Annotated in this window: 5 protein-coding genes and 1 pseudogene; 5 read left to right on the forward strand and 1 reads right to left on the reverse strand. The window is 32.4% G+C overall.

Annotation, left to right across the window (positions count from 1 at the left end; all coding sequences use genetic code 11):
- The 5 genes from L6Q46_RS13170 to L6Q46_RS13190 all read left to right on the forward strand — a co-directional run.
- A partial coding sequence (locus L6Q46_RS13170) for a hypothetical protein (RefSeq protein ID WP_291284690.1) occupies positions 1-1,067 on the forward strand: 1,067 nt, incomplete at its 5' end.
- A gap of 20 nt (positions 1,068-1,087) precedes the next feature.
- Positions 1,088-1,942 (forward strand): neutral zinc metallopeptidase, encoded by an 855-nt coding sequence (locus L6Q46_RS13175; protein WP_291284691.1) that lies wholly within the window; start codon positions 1,088-1,090, stop codon positions 1,940-1,942.
- A gap of 5 nt (positions 1,943-1,947) precedes the next feature.
- Entirely contained in the window at positions 1,948-2,355 is a 408-nt protein-coding gene (locus L6Q46_RS13180; RefSeq protein WP_291284692.1) for an SET domain-containing protein, read from the forward strand.
- A 73-nt stretch (positions 2,356-2,428) separates the two neighbouring features.
- A complete protein-coding gene (locus tag L6Q46_RS13185) occupies positions 2,429-2,719 on the forward strand; it encodes a TIGR03643 family protein (RefSeq protein ID WP_291284693.1) in 291 nt (96 codons plus the stop codon).
- Between the two features lies 1 nt (position 2,720).
- Complete coding sequence (locus L6Q46_RS13190; protein ID WP_291284694.1) at positions 2,721-3,137, forward strand: DUF2452 domain-containing protein; 417 nt, start codon at positions 2,721-2,723, stop codon at positions 3,135-3,137.
- Between the two features lie 53 nt (positions 3,138-3,190).
- Here L6Q46_RS13190 and L6Q46_RS13195 read toward each other — a convergent pair.
- Positions 3,191-3,440 (reverse strand): annotated as a pseudogene (locus L6Q46_RS13195) (magnesium chelatase); the annotation flags it as partial.

Below are 3,440 nucleotides of genomic sequence, written 5' to 3' on the forward strand. Positions count from 1 at the left end.
TTCTTGGTCCTTCTTTTGCATTTAAATATCAAAAATGGGGTTTTGGAATTACCTCTGTAGCAAACATAAAAGCAAATGCTATTAATGTAGATTCAAAATTAGGAGATGCAATTCAGAATGGTAATTTAAGTGATTTTTTCTCTCAAACTGCTATTTCTTCAAATGACAATCAAAGATTAAATGCCACCACTTGGGGAGAAATTGATTTAACAATTGCTAGAAACTTAATCGATTTACCTAAACATAAATTGAATGTTGGAGCCAATTTACGTTTATTATTTCCTGGAGCTTATGCCAACTTTTCTGCAGATAATTTAAACGGAACTATTGTAAATAATTTTGGAGATATTTCACTTGTTGACGCTTCAGCAAACATTAACATTGCGTACGCTGGAGTTTTAGCGAATGATTATAACGACCAAGGAAACTATAACGAATTTTTCTCTCAAGGAATTAACGGATTTGCAACAGATATAGCTGTTAATTACCGTTGGAAAGATGAAAATGATGCAAATAGTTACCGATTAAATGCTGGTCTTTCAATTAAAAACATAGGTTCGATGACTTTTAAATCGGATAACAACTTAAGTAAAAACTACATTTTAAACGTTGATGATTTTGAAAGCTTAGATTTAAATCAGTTTGAAAATGCAGAAAGTTTATCTGAAATTGAAGCAATTTTGAATGATCCTGCAAATGCAGCTTATTTTCAATCAACATCAAGCACTGCTGACTATACCGTGAAATTACCAACCGTAATTAATGCTTATGCCGATGTTAGATTAACCAAAAAATGGTTTGTAACAGGAAGCATCAATCAAAAAGTGAGTGATGATAGCAAAAGTGACTTCATCACGACTCAAAATTCGTACACTTTAATCCCAAGATTTACATCAAAATGGTTTGAAGCTTATGCACCATTGGCAGCAAATGAAATTTCAGGATTTACAAGTGGAATTGGTTTTAGATTAGCTGGATTTTTCATAGGATCAAACAGTGTTTTTACAGCTTTAGCTGATAGTGGAAAACAAGCCGATTTATATTTAGGAGTTCGTTTCGGATTTTAATAATTTAAAAAATATTTTATATGAAATGGAGAGGTAGACGTCAAAGTGACAACGTAGAAGACAGAAGAGGAATGTCGGGCGGAGGAAAAGTTATTGCAGGTGGTGGAGCCATCGCAATCGTATTTTTTCTCGTAAAAATGTTTTTCCCAGAAGCAGCTCCATTTGTTGATACCATTCAACAAAGTCAAGGTGCACAACAAACCGAACAAGTAGAACAAAGAGAACTTACAGCTGAAGAAAAAGAAATGGGCGAATTCGTTTCAACCGTTTTTGCTGATACAGAAGATATTTGGACCAAAATATTTGAAGAAAATAATCTAGGAACATACGAACAACCAAAAATGGTATTGTTCACAGGTTCAGTAGAAACTGCTTGTGGTGGTGCAAGTTCAGCATCAGGACCATTTTATTGTCCTGGCGACCATAAAGTGTATATGGATTTAGCATTTTTTGAAGAATTAAGAACCCGTTTTGGCGCTAAAGGTGGTGATTTTGCCATAGCTTATGTAATTGCTCACGAAGTAGGACATCATGTGCAAACAATTCTTGGAACTTCGGGAAAAGTTAGAAAATTACAACAAACAAAAAGCGAAACCGAAGCCAATAAATTATCCGTTTGTTTAGAATTACAAGCCGATTTTTATGGCGGATTATGGGCGCATTACAACCAAAAATATTTAGAAGAAGGTGATATTGAAGAAGCCTTAAGTGCTGCACACGCTGTAGGTGACGACGCAATTCAAAGTAAAATGCAAGGTCACGTTGTTCCTGATTCATTTACTCATGGTTCATCTGAACAACGAATGAAATGGTTTATGAAAGGCTTTAAATCGGGCGATATTCGATTAGGCGATACGTTTGCAGAAGAACTATAATCATTTTGAAAATTGAAGCACCAGAATCTGATTATTTATATATTCAAGATTCTCAAATACCAAATGCTGGAAAAGGTTTATTTACAGCAATTGACATCTATCCAAATGAAATTATCTCACTTTTTAAAGGAGAAATTTTATCCAATAAAGAAGCTCAAAAAAGAGTTTCTGAAGGAAATGACCGCTATTTCATTAACATGCTAGACGGTTCAATATTAGATTCAATGAATGTTGATTGCTTTGCCAAGTATGCCAATGATGCTGAAGCTTTCTCCAAATCAGCATTCAAAAATAATTCCAAAATCACATTAGACGATGATGATAATGTTTGCATCGTAGCTACAAAGAAAATCAAATCCCAACAAGAGATTTTTTGTAGCTATGGTGTAAAATATTGGAAAAAACATAAATAATTAAAATCTATTCCCTTTTAAACTATTTTTTTTTGTAATTTTGTTTATCTTTTTTAATTAAATTTTAAACAAAATGAATGTTTCGTCCAAAAAAGACTTCACCGATATTGAAATTGATAGAATAATAGAAATGGCTTGGGAAGACAGAACTCCTTTTGATGCAATAAAATTTCAATTTGGCTTGAGTGAATCAGATGTTAAGGCTTTAATGAAAAAAGAACTCAAATTCAGCAGTTATAAATTGTGGAGAAATAGGGTTGAAAATTGCAAAACAAAACATTTAGCCAAACGAGTTGAAGGCATTGATAGATTCAAATGCAAACTTCAAAGAGCTATTACTAATAACAAAATTTCAAAAAGATAAGATGAAAAGCAAAATTCCTGATAATGTAGTTTTTTCTGAAGAAAACGGCTATAATGCAAATGTTCTAGCATATCCTACAAGTGTTGGTGCTCCAGCAATTAAAATGGATAATGTTGTGGATTGGAAAAATATTGGCATTAGAAACGTGAATAAAGAATTTGAAAGTAAGTTTAACGAACTAAAAGCCGAGTATGAAAAATTAATGCAAGAATACGAATGGAATGAAATTTTATACAATGCCAAATATTCATTTGAACCCATAATTGGCGAAATCTATCATTTGTATTTAGCTAAAGATGGTTCTAATTTTCTTTCATTAATTCATCCAAATCATTGGAATAAAGAACACATTGGTTCTTTTAAACTCAATAGTAACAAAAAATGGATTCAAATAGATTCCAAACAAGATATTTTTTAAATTATTGAATTCTTCTAATTGCTTCTAGAAGAATTCAATAATTACTTTTCAAATTAGCCTAACCACCCTTCCCTATCCAAACTTCTGTACTGAATAGCTTCAGCAATATGATGCGATTGAATAGAATCAGAATTCTCTAAATCGGCAATCGTTCTTGAAACTTTTAAAATTCTATCATAAGCTCTTGCGGATAAATTCAAACGTTCCATCGCAGTTTTTAGTAATTGCAACGAAACCTCATCTAAAACACAAAACTCACGAATTAATTTGCTACTCATTTGGGCATTGTAGTGAATGTGTTCA

Origin of the sequence: Flavobacterium sp. (assembly GCF_023151265.1) — a bacterium.
In the GTDB taxonomy this organism is placed as follows: Bacteria; Bacteroidota; Bacteroidia; order Flavobacteriales; family Flavobacteriaceae; genus Flavobacterium.

What these genes read in the sequence shown, in the direction of transcription:
- L6Q46_RS13185 (WP_291284693.1), top strand. Translation starts at nt 2,429, where the DNA reads ATGAATGTTTCGTCCAAAAAAGACTTCACCGATATTGAAATTGATAGA.
- L6Q46_RS13190 (WP_291284694.1), top strand. Translation starts at nt 2,721, where the DNA reads ATGAAAAGCAAAATTCCTGATAATGTAGTTTTTTCTGAAGAAAACGGC.
- L6Q46_RS13175 (WP_291284691.1), top strand. Translation starts at nt 1,088, where the DNA reads ATGAAATGGAGAGGTAGACGTCAAAGTGACAACGTAGAAGACAGAAGA.